The following is a 14,648-nucleotide window of genomic DNA, read 5'->3' as shown; positions in this document are numbered from 1 at the left end:
CGCGCGTACGAGAGAATGCGCGCATGAGCCCTACGACGGAGACCACGCTCGGCATCGGCGGCGCCGCGGAGAGCACCGACATGGTGCTCAACATCGGCCCCCAGCACCCGTCCACGCACGGCGTGCTGCGGCTGCGCCTCGTCCTCGACGGCGAGCGGATCCAGCACGCGGAACCGGTCATCGGCTATATGCACCGCGGTGCGGAGAAGCTCTTCGAGGCGCGTGACTACCGGCAGATCGTGGTGCTCGCCAACCGGCACGACTGGCTGTCCGCGTTCTCGAACGAACTCGGGGTCGTCCTTGCCGTGGAGCGGATGCTCGGCATGGAGGTGCCCGAGCGCGCCGTCTGGATGCGCACGCTCCTCGCCGAGCTGAACCGCGTCCTCAACCACCTGATGTTCCTCGGTTCGTATCCGCTCGAACTGGGCGGGATCACCCCGGTGTTCCACGCGTTCCGGGAGCGCGAGGAGCTCCAGAACGTGATGGAGGAGATCTCCGGCGGCCGCATGCACTACATGTTCAACCGCGTGGGCGGCCTCAAGGAGGACCTGCCCGCCGGATGGGCCACGCGCGCGCGTGCGGCAGTCGCCTCGGTCCGCTCCCGCATGGACGTCTACGACAAGCTGGTGCTCGGCAACGAGATCTTCCGCGGCCGTACGCGCGGCGTCGGCGTGCTCTCCCCGGAGGCGGTGCACTCCTACGGAGTGAGCGGTCCCATCGCCCGCGCCTCCGGAGTCGACTTCGACCTGCGCCGCGACGAGCCGTACCTCGCGTACGGGGAGCTCCAGGAAACCCTGAAGGTCGTCACGCGGCAGGAAGGCGACTGCCTGGCCCGCTTCGAGGTGCTCCTGGAGCAGACGCACAACGCCCTCGACCTCGCCGACGCCTGCCTGGAGCGGCTCGCCGAGCTGCCGCAGGGGCCGGTCAACCAGCGCCTCCCGAAGGTGCTCAAGGCCCCCGAGGGGCACACGTACGCGTGGACCGAGAACCCGCTGGGCATCAACGGCTACTACCTGGTCTCCAAGGGCGAGAAGACCCCGTACCGCCTGAAGCTCCGCTCGGCGTCGTACAACAACATCCAGGCGCTCGCGGAACTGCTGCCGGGCCAGCTCGTCGCCGACATGGTGGCGATCCTGGGGTCACTGTTCTTCGTGGTCGGCGACATCGACAAGTAGCGGGCCGCCCGGCTCCCGCAGCTCCTTCAGCGGGTCGGGGATGCCCACCGGCTGGGTCAGCCATGCGAAGTCGCCGAGCCCGCCCGCGGCGGTCAGCTCGGCGGCCTCTCCCGCGCCCGTGAGCGCCTGTACGTACGCCACCGGGTCGCTGGAGGCCAGGGACAGCGGTGGGCGGCCCCCGCTCACACCCAGGGCCCGCAGGGCCGCGCGCTGGGTGAGCAGGGACGCTCCGGGCGGCGCGCACGCGTCGAGTGCCACATGGGCCGTGATGTCGCACGTGCCGTCCGGCACGGGCGCCGTCTCCCGGCCCGCGCGGAAGCCGGTCAGCGTCCCGAAGGGCGGCCGGCCCGCGCGGTCGTGCGCGTAGTCCACCGCGACCGCGAGACCGCGCGTCAGCGTCGCCGCGGCCCTCGCCCACGCCTCGTCCCTGGGGCGGCCGATCTCCGCGCGCAGGCCGGGCTCGGGGGCGAGCGGCCACCAGCGGGCGAGCCAGGAGGCGTCCGCGTCCTCGACCGGGCCACCCAGGGATTCGGTGCCGTCCTCGCCCACGAGCACGTGCCGCACCAGGCCCTCGGGGTCCACCTCGACGACGTCCAGGGGGACGTTGTCCAGCCACTCGTTGGCGAAGAGCAGGCCGTTGACACCGGTCGGCGGCAGGTCGCGCCACTCGATGCGCGGGTCGAGTCCCGCCGGGCGCCCGGCCCGCTCGACCGCATAGGCACGCGCGCGTGCGGCCACCTCGGCGGGCAGCGCGCCGAGCACACCCGCGGTCAACTCGCCGCGGCCCGCGCCAAGATCGACGAAGGCCAACTCGTCCGGGTGGTCGAGTGCCTCGTCCACGCGGCACAGCAGCCGGGCCACCGCGCCCGCGAAAAGGGGCGACACGTGCACCGACGTCCGGAAGTGTCCCGCGGGCCCCTCGGGGCGCAGATAGAAGCCGTCAGGCCCGTACAGAGCGGCCTCCATGGCCTCCCGCCAGCCACGCGGCACGTCTCGCCGTTCACCTCGGACCTCGTTCGTCACGCGAGAAGGCTATGCGGGCCTCCACCTTGGGGAGTACGTGCGAGGGGTACGGATCGGCCCTCCGGTTGACCCCGGAGGGCCGTCGCGCTGCCTACGCTGGGTTACGTGCAGCGCGTCTATGACTTCCTCCGCAGACACCCGACCGGGGTCGATGGCTTCTGGGCCCTCGTCCTGCTCGGGGTCTCCGGCATCGGTCTTGTCTCCATGGCCGACGCGGAAGGCCATGACCCGACGGTGCCGGCCGCCTTCGTCGTCCTCGGCATGTCCGTCGTGGTGGCGCTGCGCCGCAAGCACGTCGAGAAGATGCTGATCCTCGCCGTCGTGCTCGGCGTGGCCCAGCTGATCTTCGACGTGAAGACGATGCCGGCCGACTTCGCGATGCTGGTGATCATCTACACCGCGTCGGCCGACGGCGCGAAGTGGGCCTCGCGGTTCGCCCTCATAGGCGGTCTGTGCGCGGCTCCGCTGTCGTCGCTGCGCTGGCCCGAGGAGAACATAAGCACCTTCGGCAGCATCTTCTTCACGATCTTCCAGATGGTGCCCTTCGCCCTCGCCTGGGTGCTCGGCGACTCCATCCGCACCCGCCGCGCCTACTTCGCGCAGCTGGAGGAGCGCGCCGACCGCCTGGAGAAGGAGCGGGCGGCGCAGTCCAAGGTCGCGGTGGCGGCCGAGCGGGCGCGCATCGCCCGCGAGCTGCACGACGTCGTCGCGCACAACGTCTCGGTGATGGTCGTCCAGGCCGACGGCGCCGCGTACGTCCTCGACCAGGCCCCCGAGCAGGCCAAGCAGGCACTGGAGACCATCTCGGGCACCGGACGCCAGGCGCTCGCCGAGATGCGCAGGCTGCTCGGCGTGCTGCGCACCGGCGAGCACGAGGAGAGCGGTGAGTACGTCCCGCAGCCCGACGTCGAGCAGCTCGACGAGCTCATCGAGCAGGTGCGCACGGCCGGCCTCCCGGTGGACTTCAAGGTCGAGGGAACGCCGCGTCCGCTGCCCAGCGGCGTCGAGCTCACGGCGTACCGCATCGTGCAGGAGGCCCTCACCAACACCCGCAAGCACGGCGGCGAGAACACCGGCGCGAGCGTGCGCCTCGTCTACTTCGACGACGGCCTGGGGCTCCTCGTCGAGGACGACGGCAAGGGCGCGCCGCACGAGCTGTACGAGGACGGCGGCGCCGACGGCAGCGGGCACGGCCTGATCGGCATGCGGGAGCGCGTCGGCATGGTCGGCGGCACGCTGGACGCGGGGCCGCGGCCGGGCGGCGGATTCCGCATCAGCGCGCTTCTCCCGCTCAAGCCCGCACATTGACACCTGTCACCGAAATGCCCACGCCCTACGCTCATGACCACAGCCGTTCGCTCGTACATCGCTTGTGAACACATCCACGAAAGGGCCTTTGATGTCGATCCGCGTCATGCTCGTCGACGACCAGGCGCTGCTGCGCACGGGGTTCCGGATGGTGCTCGCCGCACAGCCGGACATGGAGGTCGTCGCCGAGGCGGGTGACGGGGTCGAGGCGCTCCAGGCGCTGCGGACGACCGAGGTCGACGTGGTGCTCATGGACGTGCGCATGCCGAAGCTGGACGGCGTGGAGACGACCCGGCGCATCTGCCAGGACGAGAACCCGCCGAAGGTGCTGATCCTGACGACCTTCGACCTCGACGAGTACGCCTTCTCGGGGCTGAAGGCGGGCGCATCCGGCTTCATGCTGAAGGACGTGCCCCCGGGGGAGCTGCTCGCCGCGATCCGCTCCGTGCACAGCGGTGACGCGGTGGTCGCGCCATCCACGACGCGGCGCCTCCTCGACCGCTTCGCGCCGATGCTGCCGAACGCGGGCGGCCAGCCGCAGCACAAGGAATTGGAGCGGCTCACCGAGCGCGAGCGCGAGGTCATGATCCTCGTCGCCCAGGGGCTCTCGAACGGGGAGATCGCGGCGCGGCTCGTCCTGTCGGAGGCCACGGTGAAGACCCACGTGGGCCGCATCCTGACCAAGCTCGGCCTGCGGGACCGGGTGCAGGTGGTGGTCCTCGCGTACGAGACGGGCCTGGTGCGGGCGGGCGGCGGAGCGGGCGGCGGGACGGCTTGAGGGCGGTCCTTCCGGCGGCGTGACGGCTGCCCCGGGGTGCGGGGTCAGCGCAGGATGCCCTCCAGGAAGTCGCTGCCCAGGCGGGCCACCACGGTGACGTCCAGCTGGTGCAGCACGTACCGGCCGCGCCGTGTCGTGGTCACCAGGCCCGCCTTCTTGAGAAGCGTGAGGTGCCGGGAGACCTCCGGCGCCGTCAGGCCCGTCGCGTGGGCCAGCTCCCCGGTGCTGAAGGGCGCGCGGGCCATGTCGCGGCACAGCCGCAGGCGCACGGGGTGCGCGAGGGCCGTGAGCCGCCGCTCCAGCGTCTCCACCGAGGTGGGCCTGGCCAGGTCCGGGGCGGACACGGGGTAGTGGATCACCGGGCGCCAGCCCGGGGCGTGCAGGACCATCAGGTGCGGCCAGGCGAAGTGCGACGGCACGAACGTGAGCCCCGCGCCCAGGGTGTGGTCCAGGGCGGTCGTGGTGCCCGGCACGAGCTTGTCGGCGGTGATGCGGCGCCGGTCCTCGTCCACCGAGAGCGCGGCCGACACCGAGGTCAGTACCTCGGCGAGGCCCTTGTGGCGCAGGATCTCGGTCTTGTGCCGTGCGTCGGCGGCCAATTGGACGCGCACCCGCCGCCAGGTGTCCGCGAAGAACGCCTCGTCGCAGTCCTCAAGGAGGCGGCGCAGCCAGGCCCGGACACCCTTCGGGTCGGTCAGGAGCCGGTTGGCGAAGTCCAGTTGGCGGCTGCCGCGCGTGGCGGCGAGCTCCAGGGCGCGAGCACCCCGGACCGGGTCGACGAGCGGTGAGGGGCCGCCTTCGTTGTAGGTCGTCCCGCAGGTGAACTCCAGGGCCGCCATGACGAAGCGCTCGTCGTCCAGGCCGTCGAGCAGGTCCAGCTCCTCGGAGAGCGTGTCGCCCGGCCTGCCGTCGCCGTCGACGAGCCCGGCGAACGGCATGAAGACGTCCGAGAACGTGTTCCGCCACAGGAAGTCGGCCTCGCACAGCCGGTCGGCGAGGTCCGGCTTGAGGCAGGCGGTGGTCGCGGTGGCCCAGCCGTGCAGGCCCGGATGGTGCCCGGGCTCGGCCAGCGCGTGCAGGGCGACGCCCAGCTCCGCCAAGGGCGAAGTGTGGAAGAAGATCCGCTCCTGCGGCAGGCCCGCTATCTCGATGTGCACGCTCATGGACCCATCGTGCACCGCGCCACCGACATCCCGGCCGCCGATTGACTGCCGCCGTCAATCGGCGCGACGCCGGGGTGGCACCGGGAGCAGTCTGTGATGACCGGGCCGCACGGCAGTGCCGCCGCCGGACCCGGAATCCGAACTCCCCGTGCCGATCGCGCCCCCTGTGCCGACCCTGTTTCCCGTCGACCCAAGGGCGCCCGATAAGTAACCTTTGTCATGAGAGGCGAACCCGTCATGAGCATCACCCAGCAGTACCTGCTCGACAGCTACCGCGCCGTTCAGCACGGCGCACCGACCCCGCCCGCCCCCGGCCGCGACGACTGGCAGGCCGTCCGCGAGGTGCGCGACTACGGCCGCTTCCGTGCCGTCGTCGAAGAGCGCCCCGCCCACGGACGGTTCCGCGCCGCCCTGGCCAGGATCATCGACCGGGGATCCGGCGCACGAACTCCGCGACTGCGTCACTGACCTCGCAGGCCGTCCACTCCAGGCCCGCCTCGGTCACGGTGACCTCCGTGACCGAGAGGCCGGGCGGCCCGTCCGGGAACCAGCGGCCGAAGAGCTGGGTCCTGGTCTCCTCGGCCTGGCCGAGCGCCGCCTCGGTCAGGACCTCGGAGTCGTACGGCAGCCACACCTGGAACTGGTGGGTGTACGGCCGCTCCGGGTGCACGCGCGACCAGGGCACCCCGGCGGCGGCGAACCCCTCGCGCAGTGCGTCGGCGACCACGCGCGCGTGGGCCACGTAATCCGGCAGCCGCGGCAGCGTGTTCTTCAGGCCGAGCAGGGCGGCGACGGCGGCCGGGAACTGCTGGAAGACCTGGCCGCCGTAGCGGTGCCGCCAGGTCCTCGCCTCGTCGACCAGGGTGCGCGGGCCCGCGAGCACCGCGCCGCTCAGGCCGTCGAGGGACTTGTAGAACGACACGTACACGGTGTCCGCGAGCCCGGCGATCTCCGCGAGGGACCGGCCGAAGTGCGGTGTGCACTCCCACAGGCGCGCACCGTCGAAGTGCACGACGGCGTCGCGTTCCCGGGCCGCCTCCACGACCTCTTCGAGCTCCTCCCAGGACGGCAGCACGAAACCGGCGTCCCGGAGCGGCAGTTCGAGCATCAGCGTCCCGAAGGGCTCCTCGAAGTCCCGCACCTCGTCGGCCGTGGGCAGCCGCGGCTCCCTCGTGGGATGCACCGTGCGCAGCCCGCTCACCGCGGAGAAGGCGCCCCCTTCGTGGATCTCGGGGTGCGCCTTCGGGTGCAGGGCGACGGTCGCGTTGCCCGTACGGCCCGCCCAGCAGCGCAGGGCGACCTGCTGGGCCATCGTGCCGGTCGGGAAGAAGGCGGCCGCCTCCTTGCCGAGCAGCCGCGCGACCTCGTCCTCCAGGCGGGCGACGACCCCGTTGCCGTAGAGGTCGATGGGCTCGTCCGGGTCCACGACCTCGGAGGCCGCGTCCGCGAGTGCCGCGAGCCGGGTGGCGAGCGGGAGGTGCGCGGACCAGCGGTGCAGGACGCGGGTGGCGCCGAGGGCGGCGGCCCGGCGGCGGGCCGCGGACTGTTCCTGCCCCGCTTCCCGCTCCGGCCCCGCTTCCCGCTCCTGCCCCTGTGCTCCGTCATGTGAAGTCATCCCCCGAGCATGGCGTGCGATCGGCCACCGGTCATATGAATACCCACAGGCTGTGGACAGCCGAGGACGCGGCGCGGACCAATCGCGTTAGCATGACGAGAAATCGTCCGGTACCCCGAGCGGACTGGAACGGGAAGGCGTCATCGCGTGAACGCACCTCATCAGCCAGACCCGCGGGATCGCCCCGCGAGGCTCACGGTGGGCGTCGTGGGAGCGGGCCGTGTCGGCCCCGCGCTCGCCGCGGCACTCCAACTCGCCGGGCACCGCCCGGTCGCCGCGTCGGGCGTCTCCGACGCCTCCGTACGACGCGCGGCGGCCCTGCTGCCCGACGTCCCCCTCGTCCCGCCCGCCCAGGTCCTGGAGCGCGCCGACCTGGTCCTCCTCACCGTTCCCGACGACGCCCTGCCCGGCCTTGTCGAGGGACTCGCCGAGACCGGGGCGGTCCGTCCCGGCCAGCTGCTGGTGCACACGTCCGGGCGGTACGGCGTCAAGGTGCTCGAACCCGCGCTGCGCGCCGGAGCCCTGCCGCTCGCCCTGCACCCCGCCATGACGTTCACCGGTACCGCCGTCGACGTGCAGCGCCTCGCGGGCTGCTCCTTCGGCGTGACCGCTCCCGACGAGCTGCGCCTTGCCGCCGAGGCCCTGGTCATCGAGATGGGCGGCGAGCCCGAGTGGATCGCCGAGGACTCCAGGCCGCTGTACCACGCGGCGCTCGCGCTCGGCGCGAACCACCTGGTCACGCTGGTCGCCGAGTCCATGGAGCTGCTCCGTGACGCGGGCGTGGCCGCCCCCGACCGGATGCTCGGCCCGCTGCTCGGCGCCGCCCTGGACAACGCACTGCGGTCCGGCGACGCCGCCCTCACCGGACCCGTCGCGCGCGGGGACGCGGGCACCGTCGCCGCGCACGTCGCCGAGCTGCGCAAGCACGCACCGCAGACCGTCGCCGGATATCTGGCGATGGCCCGCGCGACCGCCGACCGCGCGCTCGCCCACGGACTGCTCAAGCCCGAGTTCGCCGAGGACCTCCTGGGAGTCCTGGCCAACGGCGGAAGCGCGACGGGCGAAGCCGAGGGAGGGACCCGATGACCCGCCTGGTGCACACCGCCGAACTCCTTCGGACGCGCGCGCGTGCCGGGCGACGCGTCGTCGTCATGACCATGGGCGCCCTGCACGCGGGGCACGCCACCCTGATCCGCACCGCACGCCGCATCGCGGGCGACGAGGGCGAAGTCGTGGTCACGGTCTTCGTGAACCCCCTCCAGTTCGGCGCGGGCGAAGACCTCGACCGCTACCCCCGCACCCTGGACGCCGACGTCAAGATCGCCGAACAGGAAGGCGCGGACCTCGTGTTCGCCCCCTCCGTCGAGGAGGTCTATCCGGGCGGCGAACCGCAGGTGCGGATCAGCGCGGGCCCCATGGGCACACTCCTCGAAGGGGCCACCCGCCCCGGACACTTCGACGGCATGCTCACGGTGGTCGCCAAGCTGCTGCACCTCACCCGGCCCGACGTCGCGCTGTACGGGCAGAAGGACGCCCAGCAGCTCGCCCTCATCCGCCGCATGGTCCGGGACCTGAACTTCGGCGTCGAGATAGTCGGCGTCCCCACCGTGCGCGAGGACGACGGCCTGGCCCTCTCCAGCCGCAACCGCTATCTCTCCCCGGCCGAGCGGCGCACCGCGCTCGCGCTCTCCCAGGCCCTCTTCGCGGGCCGTGACCGGCACGCCGCGCAGGAGGCCCTCCACGCGCGGGCGGCGCTCGCACCCGCCACGCACGCGCGTGCCGACGCCCTGAACGCCCTGGGGGAGTCCCGCGCCGCGGCCGACACCCACGCGGTCGCCCAGTCCGTCACCCCGTCCGTGCCCGGCGGCCCCGCAGCCGTCCGCGCCGCCGCCCGCCAGGTCCTCGACCAGGCGGCCCGCGCCGAACCCCCGCTCGAACTGGACTACTTGGCGCTGGTCGACCCGGCCGACTTCACGGACGTGAGGCCCGGCCACACCGGTGAAGCGGTCCTCGCCGTGGCGGCCAAGGTCGGCGCGACCCGGCTGATCGACAACATCCCGCTCACGTTCGGAGCCACCACATGAGTGCCACCGGAATACGGCTGCACGCCCCCGCCCCCGGCTGGTCCCTGGCGGCCGACGTCGTCGTCGTCGGCTCCGGAGTGGCCGGTCTCACCGCGGCCCTGCGCTGCTCGGCGGCGGGCCTGAAGACCGTCGTGGTCACCAAGGCCAGCCTGGACGACGGCTCCACGCGCTGGGCCCAGGGCGGCGTCGCCGCGGCACTCGGCGAGGGCGACACCCCCGAGCAGCATCTGGACGACACCCTCGTGGCAGGTGCCGGCCTGTGCGACGAGGAGGCCGTGCGCATCCTGGTCACCGAGGGACCCGACGCCGTGCGCCGCCTCATCGAGACCGGCGCCCACTTCGACACGGGCCCCGAAGGTGCCATCGAGCTGACCCGCGAGGGCGGCCACCACCGTCGCCGCATCGCGCACGCGGGCGGCGACGCGACCGGCGCGGAGATCTCCCGCGCCCTGGTCGAAGCGGTGCGCGCGCAGGGCATACCGACCGTCGAGAACGCCCTCGTGCTCGACCTCCTCACGGATGCCGACGGCCGCACCGCCGGAGTCTCCCTGCACGTCATGGGGGAGGGCCAGCACGACGGCGTGGGAGCGGTCCACGCCCCCGCGGTCGTCCTCGCCACCGGCGGCATGGGCCAGGTCTTCTCGGCGACCACGAACCCGTCCGTCTCGACGGGCGACGGCGTCGCGCTCGCCCTGCGCGCGGGCGCCGAGGTCAGCGACCTGGAGTTCGTGCAGTTCCACCCCACCGTGCTCTTCCTGGGCGCCGACGCGGAGGGCCAGCAGCCGCTGGTCTCCGAGGCCGTGCGCGGCGAGGGCGCCCACCTCGTGGACGCGGACGGCGTGCGCTTCATGGTCGGGCAGCACGAACTCGCGGAGCTCGCCCCCCGGGACATCGTCGCGAAGGGCATCACGCGGCGCATGCAGGAACGGGGCGCCGAGCACATGTACCTGGACGCCCGGCACTTCGGCGCCGAGATGTGGGAGAACCGCTTCCCGACGATCCTCGCCGCCTGCCGCTCCCACGGCATCGACCCGGTGACCGAGCCCATCCCCGTCGCCCCGGCCGCGCACTACGCCTCGGGCGGCGTACGCACCGACCCGCAGGGCCACACCACGGTCCCGGGCCTGTACGCCTGCGGCGAGGTCGCCTGCACCGGCGTGCACGGAGCGAACCGCCTGGCCTCCAACTCCCTTCTGGAGGGCCTGGTCTACGCCGAGCGCATCGCCGCGGACATCGCCTCCCGGCACGCGGAGAACGCCCTCCACGCGCGCGTGCCCGCACCGGTCTCCCACCCCGACACCCCGGCGCACCCCCTGCTGCCCCCCGAGGCCCGCTTCGCCATCCAGCGCGTGATGACCGACGGCGCCGGAGTGCTCAGGTCCGCCGACTCCCTCTCCGAGGCCGCGGCCCGGCTCGCCCGCATCCACGCCGAGGCCGCGGGCGCGCTCGCCGAGGACGGCAAGACGGCGGAGCCCGGCGTCGACACCTGGGAGACCACCAACCTCCTGTGCGTCGCCCGCGTCCTGGTGGCCGCCGCGCAGCGCCGCGAGGAGACCCGCGGCTGCCACTGGCGCGAGGACCGCCCCGACCGCGACGACGAGGCCTGGCGGCGCCACATCGTCGTACGTCTCAACGCGGACCGGACCCTGGCGGTGCACACGACCGCGACCTCCGACTTCCCGCCGACCGGCACAGGCACTGGCACTGGCACGAGCCCGAGTCCCGGCGCAAGCCCCAGCCCCAGTCCCAGCCTCAGTCCCAGTCCCAGTCCCAGTCCCCAGGAGAAGTGACCGTGAGCACCCCCGACGACCTCCCTCTCGCCCCCACCGGCGGCTGCGGCGATGCCTGCGGCTGCGGCGGAGACGACGCGTACGACCCCCTGGAGTGCGGCCTGGACCCCGCTCTCGCGCAGCTCCTGACCGAGGCTGGGCTCGACCCCGTACAGGTCGAGGACCTCGCGCACCTGGCGATCGAGGAGGACCTGGACGGCGGCGTGGACGTCACGTCGGTCGCCACGATCCCCGAAGGGGCCGTCGCCACCGGTGACTTCACCGCGCGCGAGGCCGGCACCGTCGCGGGCCTGCGCATCGCCGAAGCCGTCATCTCCATCGTCTGCACGGACACCTTCGAGGTGGAACGGCACGTCGAGGACGGCGAGCGCGTGGAGGCCGGCACCAAGCTCCTGAGCGTCACCACCCGCACCCGCGACCTGCTCACCGCCGAGCGCAGCGCGCTGAACCTCCTGTGCCGCCTCTCCGGCGTGGCGACGGCCACGCGCGCGTGGGCCGACGCCCTTGAGGGGACGAAGGCCAAGGTCCGCGACACCCGTAAGACGACGGTCGGGCTCCGCGCCCTGGAGAAGTACGCGGTGCGCATGGGCGGCGGCGTGAACCACCGCATGTCGCTCTCCGACGCGGCGCTGGTCAAGGACAACCACGTGGTGGCCGCGGGAGGCGTGGAGCAGGCCTTCAAGGCCGTGCGCGAGGCCTTCCCCGACCTGGCCGTCGAGGTCGAGGTCGACACGCTCCACCAGCTGCGCGAGGTCGTGGACGCGGGCGCCGACCTGATCCTCCTGGACAACTTCACGCCGGGCGAGACCGAGGAGGCCGTGGCCCTCGTGGACGGCCGCGCGATCCTTGAGTCCTCCGGCCGCCTCACCCTGGAGAACGCCAGGGCGTACGCCGAGACGGGCGTGGACTTCCTGGCGGTCGGCGCCCTCACCCACTCCTCGCCGATCCTGGACATCGGCCTCGACCTGCGCGCGGCGGAGTGACGACGACATGCTGCTGACCATCGACGTCGGAAACACCCACACCGTCCTCGGCCTCTTCGACGGCGAAGACATCGTCGAGCACTGGCGCATCTCCACCGACGCCCGCCGCACCGCGGACGAACTCGCCGTGCTCCTCAACGGGTTGATGGGCATGCACCCGCTCCTCGGCGACGAGCTGGGCGACGGCATCGACGGCATCGCCATCTGCTCGACGGTCCCCTCCGTCCTGCACGAACTGCGCGAGGTCACCCGTCGCTACTACGGAGACGTGCCCGCCGTCCTCGTGGAGCCCGGCATCAAGACCGGCGTGCCGATCCTCATGGACAACCCCAAGGAGGTCGGCGCCGACCGCATCATCAACGCGGTCGCGGCGGTCGAGCTCTACGGAGGCCCCGCCATCGTCGTCGACTTCGGTACGGCGACGACGTTCGACGCGGTCTCCGCGCGCGGGGAGTACACCGGAGGCGTCATCGCCCCGGGCATCGAGATCTCCGTCGAAGCCCTCGGCGTGCGGGGCGCCCAGCTCCGCAAGATCGAGCTGGCACGGCCGCGCAGCGTCATCGGCAAGAACACCGTGGAGGCCATGCAGTCGGGCATCCTGTACGGCTTCGCGGGCCAGGTCGACGGTGTCGTGCAGCGCATGGCGCGCGAGCTCGCGGGTCCGGCCGGAGACCCCGACGACGTGACGGTCATCGCGACCGGCGGCCTCGCGCCCATGGTGCTCGGCGAGGCCACGGTCATCGACGAGCACGAGCCGTGGCTGACCCTCATCGGCCTCCGCCTCGTCTACGAACGGAACGTCTCCCGGAGTTGAGGACCCCACGCCCGCCCCACTTCCCGACGCACTCCCGGCGGCTCATAACTGACGGCTCACAAGCGGGGCTTGCGCACACAACCCTGCGCCCCATACAAGAGTCTGCGCAGGGACGGGTCGGGTACGGGGTGCGGACGGGCTGGGGCGAATGAGGCGTAAGAGACGACTGTGGGCTGCCGCGGCGGCGGCCACGGCACTGGCGATACCGGCGATGGGCCCAACAGCCCCCGCCCAGGCCGTCACGCACGCCGCCGCCCAGGCCGCCACACAGGCCATCACGCAGGCTCCGGCTGCCCCCAGGACGCCCCAGCCCTCCCCGAGCCCCACGGGCCCTCCTGACGACCCCACCGAGGTCTGGTCCCGCATCCAGGTCGCCGCCCACATATCCCTGCCCCGCACGAAATCCGCCGTCTCGCCGGACCCCCGCGTCGAGTTCTTCGACGGCGCGAAGTCCCTCCCCAAGCCCCGGGACCTCAAGTTCGTCATCGACACGAGCGGCCTGCGGGGCATCGCCACCGTCAAGGTCACGAACAAAAGGTGCACGGCCGAAGGCGCCGTCATCACCTGCGGTTTCGACACGTACCTGCGCACCCCCGGCAAAGCCTTCTCCGTCACCGCCGTCGGCGACGCCGCCGCGAAGGGAAAGTCCGGGACCATCCGCTACACCCTGACCGGCGACCACGTCACCGACAGCACGGAGACGACCCGCGTCACGGTCGGGACCCCCGGGATGGAGGTCGCCCAACTCCCGCACAAGGAGGGGCTGAAGCCCGGACAGGACATCGGGCTCCCGGTCGTGCTGCGCAACACCGGCGATCTGCGGACCGAACAGATCGCCCTCAAGGTGGCCGGCGACGCGGGCATGAAGCTCGCCGGGCGGCACAGCAACTGCCACTACCGAGTGGGCTCCTACGGGGACTACGACTCCGAGGCCACCTGCTACTTCAAGCGGGCGGTGCGACCCGGCGAGACCGTGGCCCTGTCCGCGCCGCTGCCCGGATCGCTCACCAGCGACGCCTTCCACACCTGGGCGACGTACTCCGCGCAGGCCGTACCGGCGGAGGAGGACACGAGCGTCGCGGGCGACACGGGCAGCGGCCCGGAGCTGGGCCTCGTCCCCGCGCGTGGCCGGGGCACGGACTTCGCGACCGAGCACGTGGTGCGGTACGCGGCCCGGAACACCGCGGACGTCCGCGCACTGGGCGACACCCTGAAGCCCGGCGCGAAGGGCGCGACCCGCGAGCTCTCCTTCGGTCTGGTCAACGCGGGACCCGCCCTGGTCGCCCGCCCCCTGCGCGAACCGGCCCTCTACGTAGACGTGACACTCCCCAAGGGCGTCGTGGCGACCTCCGTACAGCTCGACGAAGAGCCGGACGAGAAGGCGGGCGGCGACTGCTTCACGTACGAGAACGGCGAGCGCAAGCCGTTCCAGGCGGGGCACCGGCGCTATCTGTGCCCCGATGCCGGGTGGCAGGACTCCGGGGACAGCCAGTACTTCCACTTCGAGGTCCGCTACGAAAAGGACGTCGAGGACGTCAGGGGAACGGTCCGGGTGCGCACCGGAGGCACCGACCGCCCCGGAGACGGCGGCTTCGAGATCAACGACCCGGTTCCGTCCAACGACAAGGCGGAGATCGTCGTCGGCAAGGCGACCGCCGACGCGCAGGCCCGCCCCATGGCGGAAGCGGGCGCGGGCGTCCTGCCCTGGATCGCGGCGGGGGCCGCCGCGCTGCTCGGCGTCGGAGCGGTCGTCTTCGCGACGGTCCGCCGCCGCTCGGAGTGACCCGGGGCGCCGCCGCGCCCGCCCCGAAAGAAACCACCCGCAGAAGCCACGCCACATATTGGCGTTAAGCGGATTTTGTCCACTTCGCACGTATCGTCAGTCCATGCCCACGCCATACGGATCTCGCGGCGG

The 14,648-nt window shown here is 72.6% G+C and carries 13 protein-coding genes; 10 read left to right on the top strand and 3 right to left on the bottom strand.

Annotated features, from left to right (window positions below; translation table 11 throughout):
* Positions 1-23: 23 nt before the first annotated feature.
* Complete coding sequence (locus tag OG302_RS19580) at positions 24-1,175, top strand: NADH-quinone oxidoreductase subunit D (RefSeq protein WP_371527959.1); 1,152 nt, start codon at positions 24-26, stop codon at positions 1,173-1,175.
* Here OG302_RS19580 and OG302_RS19575 read toward each other — a convergent pair.
* Positions 1,140-2,141 (bottom strand): SAM-dependent methyltransferase, encoded by a 1,002-nt coding sequence (locus tag OG302_RS19575; protein WP_371750173.1) that lies wholly within the window; start codon positions 2,139-2,141, stop codon positions 1,140-1,142. The genes OG302_RS19580 and OG302_RS19575 overlap by 36 nt on opposite strands.
* A gap of 162 nt (positions 2,142-2,303) precedes the next feature.
* Here OG302_RS19575 and OG302_RS19570 point away from each other — a divergent pair, with 162 nt between their 5' ends.
* Positions 2,304-3,506, top strand: coding sequence for a sensor histidine kinase (locus tag OG302_RS19570; RefSeq protein ID WP_371527958.1), 1,203 nt, complete (start codon positions 2,304-2,306; stop codon positions 3,504-3,506).
* A 91-nt stretch (positions 3,507-3,597) separates the two neighbouring features.
* Positions 3,598-4,284, top strand: a complete 687-nt coding sequence (locus tag OG302_RS19565; RefSeq protein WP_371527957.1) for a response regulator — start codon at positions 3,598-3,600, stop codon at positions 4,282-4,284.
* A 44-nt stretch (positions 4,285-4,328) separates the two neighbouring features.
* On the opposite strand, the gene OG302_RS19560 is transcribed toward OG302_RS19565, so the two are convergent.
* Positions 4,329-5,441, bottom strand: coding sequence for a DUF5937 family protein (locus OG302_RS19560; RefSeq protein ID WP_371750172.1), 1,113 nt, complete (start codon positions 5,439-5,441; stop codon positions 4,329-4,331).
* Positions 5,442-5,684: 243 nt separating this feature from the next.
* Here OG302_RS19560 and OG302_RS19555 point away from each other — a divergent pair, with 243 nt between their 5' ends.
* Entirely contained in the window at positions 5,685-5,915 is a 231-nt protein-coding gene (locus OG302_RS19555) for a hypothetical protein (protein WP_371527956.1), read from the top strand.
* Here the strand turns inward: OG302_RS19555 and OG302_RS19550 are convergent.
* Complete coding sequence (locus OG302_RS19550; RefSeq protein WP_371527955.1) at positions 5,869-7,062, bottom strand: low specificity L-threonine aldolase; 1,194 nt, start codon at positions 7,060-7,062, stop codon at positions 5,869-5,871. The two genes, OG302_RS19555 and OG302_RS19550, sit on opposite strands and share 47 nt — an antisense overlap.
* A 147-nt stretch (positions 7,063-7,209) precedes the next feature.
* On the opposite strand from OG302_RS19550, the gene OG302_RS19545 reads away from it, so the two are divergent.
* The 6 genes from OG302_RS19545 (at position 7,210) to OG302_RS19520 (ending at position 14,516) form a co-directional block, all read left to right on the top strand.
* A complete protein-coding gene (locus OG302_RS19545) occupies positions 7,210-8,148 on the top strand; it encodes a Rossmann-like and DUF2520 domain-containing protein (protein WP_371527954.1) in 939 nt (312 codons plus the stop codon).
* The gene (gene panC / locus OG302_RS19540) at positions 8,145-9,146 is read left to right on the top strand and encodes a pantoate--beta-alanine ligase (protein WP_371527953.1); all 1,002 of its coding nucleotides are present in this window, start codon (positions 8,145-8,147) and stop codon (positions 9,144-9,146) included. The genes OG302_RS19545 and panC overlap by 4 nt, the downstream gene beginning before the upstream one ends.
* Positions 9,143-10,936: an L-aspartate oxidase gene (locus tag OG302_RS19535; RefSeq protein ID WP_371527952.1), complete on the top strand. Its 1,794-nt coding sequence runs from the start codon at positions 9,143-9,145 to the stop codon at positions 10,934-10,936. Before panC ends, OG302_RS19535 begins: the two co-directional genes overlap by 4 nt.
* Before the next feature lie 2 nt (positions 10,937-10,938).
* On the top strand, positions 10,939-11,919 hold the full coding sequence (gene nadC, locus OG302_RS19530) for a carboxylating nicotinate-nucleotide diphosphorylase (RefSeq protein WP_371527951.1): 981 nt from the start codon (positions 10,939-10,941) through the stop codon (positions 11,917-11,919).
* Positions 11,920-11,926: 7 nt separating this feature from the next.
* Positions 11,927-12,733: a type III pantothenate kinase gene (locus OG302_RS19525; protein WP_371527950.1), complete on the top strand. Its 807-nt coding sequence runs from the start codon at positions 11,927-11,929 to the stop codon at positions 12,731-12,733.
* A 148-nt stretch (positions 12,734-12,881) separates the two neighbouring features.
* The gene (locus OG302_RS19520) at positions 12,882-14,516 is read left to right on the top strand and encodes a hypothetical protein (protein ID WP_371527949.1); all 1,635 of its coding nucleotides are present in this window, start codon (positions 12,882-12,884) and stop codon (positions 14,514-14,516) included.
* Positions 14,517-14,648 lie beyond the last annotated feature (132 nt).

This window comes from Streptomyces sp. NBC_01283 (assembly GCF_041435335.1).
Classification (GTDB): Bacteria; Actinomycetota; Actinomycetes; order Streptomycetales; family Streptomycetaceae; genus Streptomyces.
The sequence above is the reverse complement of the archived record's forward strand: the minus strand, read 5'-3'. Positions and strand labels throughout refer to the sequence as shown.

Bases quoted from the DNA above. Each gene is read 5' to 3' on its own strand.
- OG302_RS19580 (WP_371527959.1), top strand. From the start codon at position 24: ATGAGCCCTACGACGGAGACCACGCTCGGCATCGGCGGCGCCGCGGAG.
- OG302_RS19575 (WP_371750173.1), bottom strand. From the start codon at position 2,141: ATGGAGGCCGCTCTGTACGGGCCTGACGGCTTCTATCTGCGCCCCGAG.
- OG302_RS19565 (WP_371527957.1), top strand. From the start codon at position 3,598: ATGTCGATCCGCGTCATGCTCGTCGACGACCAGGCGCTGCTGCGCACG.
- OG302_RS19555 (WP_371527956.1), top strand. From the start codon at position 5,685: ATGAGCATCACCCAGCAGTACCTGCTCGACAGCTACCGCGCCGTTCAG.
- OG302_RS19550 (WP_371527955.1), bottom strand. From the start codon at position 7,062: ATGACTTCACATGACGGAGCACAGGGGCAGGAGCGGGAAGCGGGGCCG.
- panC (WP_371527953.1), top strand. From the start codon at position 8,145: ATGACCCGCCTGGTGCACACCGCCGAACTCCTTCGGACGCGCGCGCGT.
- OG302_RS19535 (WP_371527952.1), top strand. From the start codon at position 9,143: ATGAGTGCCACCGGAATACGGCTGCACGCCCCCGCCCCCGGCTGGTCC.
- OG302_RS19525 (WP_371527950.1), top strand. From the start codon at position 11,927: ATGCTGCTGACCATCGACGTCGGAAACACCCACACCGTCCTCGGCCTC.
- OG302_RS19520 (WP_371527949.1), top strand. From the start codon at position 12,882: ATGAGGCGTAAGAGACGACTGTGGGCTGCCGCGGCGGCGGCCACGGCA.